Genomic DNA, 1,791 nt, shown 5'->3' with positions numbered 1-1,791 from the left:
ACCACTTGAAAACGACGGGCCAGAGCCGCGTCGTTTCAAGTGGTTAAAATAGAGGAACCTTCACCTGAGTTGGCGATAGAGATGCTGCGTGGCCTCGTTCCTGTCATGGAAAAACATCATGGTGTCCACATTACTACCGAAGCACTAAAGGCCGCTGTCTTTCTTTCTTCTCGCTACATTAGCGGTCGTCAGTTGCCAGACAAGGCGGTATCGGTTTTAGATACCGCGTGCTCTCGTGTTGCTTTGAGTCAAAACTCGATACCAGGGCTGCTTGATCAGAAATACAAAAAACGTCTAATGATAGAAGCTCAACAACTTCAGCTCACCAATGAACTTGCATTTGGTCATTCTCATCAAACAACCCTTGATGAACTAGAAAGTAAGTTGTCGCACCTTCGAAGTGAAATCCACCAACTAGAGACAACGTGGCGAGATGAAGAAGGCGCAGTCAAACAGGCCAAAGCGCTCCGTGATTCCATTTTGGCAGAACCGTCGGCAGAGAAAGCCAATCAGCTGCAATCCATTGAACAGCAGTTATCGTCTAACCCGATGCCTTTGGTGTTTTCGCATGTTAACGAAGCCCTAATTGCTGAAATTATTGCAGGCTGGACAGGCATACCGTTAGGCAAACTAAAAAGCGATGAAATAAAAGCGATTCTAGACTTACAGCAACATCTGCAAGAGCGAGTGGTCGGCCAAGATCACGCGTTGAGTAAAATGGCGGAAGTGATCAAAACCGCGAGAGCGCAGCTCATGAAGAATCAAAACCTAACGGATTATTTTTTCTTGGTAGGCCCAAGTGGTGTCGGTAAAACGGAATCTGCATTGGCCATTGCTGAGCAAGTTTATGGTAGTGAAGAGAACATCACCGTCATTAACATGTCTGAATTTAAAGAAGAGCATAAAGTCTCATTACTGCTGGGCTCTCCTCCGGGCTACGTTGGGTATGCGAAGGGGGGTGCTAACGGAAGCCGTAAGAAGAAAACCTTACAGCGTCATATTGCTTGATGAAATGGAGAAAGCCCATCCGGGTGTACAGGATATTTTCTATCAGGTGTTTGATAAGGGGATGATTAAAGACGGTGAAGGGCGAGACATCGATTTCAAAAACACCATCATTATCATGACTTCAAACTCTGGAACGGAAACAACAATGGAGTTATTCCAAGATCCAGAGCTTGCTCCGGATCCGGAGGCACTCAAAGAAGCGCTACGAGACGATTTGTTACAGGATTTCAAGCCCGCTTTTTTAGGTCGAGTGAATGTCATTCCTTATATCCCTTTGCATCGTGATGTTTTGGAGAAAATCACCGCGTTGMAACTCTCCAAAATTCAGAAGAGGATAAAGACAAACTATAAAGCAGAAGCAGTGATCAACGATCGCTTAATTAATAGTATTGTTGACAGCTGCAATGAAACGGGCAGTGGCGCGCGTGCTCTTCAAAATGTGATTGAAATAAGGTGTTGCCTAAATATCTGAAACCGTATTAAATGCCATTCTTAATGACATAAGAATTAATAGAATTGAGATAGAAGGCGAAGTTAATGACTTGTCTATCTCAATCGTCTAATACTTTTTATGATTTTAGTTAATTGAGAATTTCATCTAACATGTTTAACAGATGTTCGTTATTCACTACTAAATAGCGAGCATCTCAGTTATAAAAGTGTGTATTTAATTTTACCTATTTAATACATTTATTATTAATTCTAAAGTTCTTATTCTAGTAAGAAATCTGACTCTTTTTGAGTTTATTAATCAAATGTCTATAGGAGACTAGCATGCAGTCA

At 42.0% G+C, this 1,791-nt stretch carries 1 pseudogene; it reads left to right on the top strand.

The features are described from left to right. Nucleotides 1-33: 33 nt before the first annotated feature. Nucleotides 34-1,571: pseudogene (locus CIK04_RS27675) on the top strand (AAA family ATPase); the annotation flags it as partial. Between the last annotated feature and the right edge of the window lie 220 nt (nucleotides 1,572-1,791).

Source organism: Vibrio sp. 03_296 (assembly GCF_002265885.1).
This window is presented reverse-complemented; position numbering and strand designations above follow the sequence as displayed.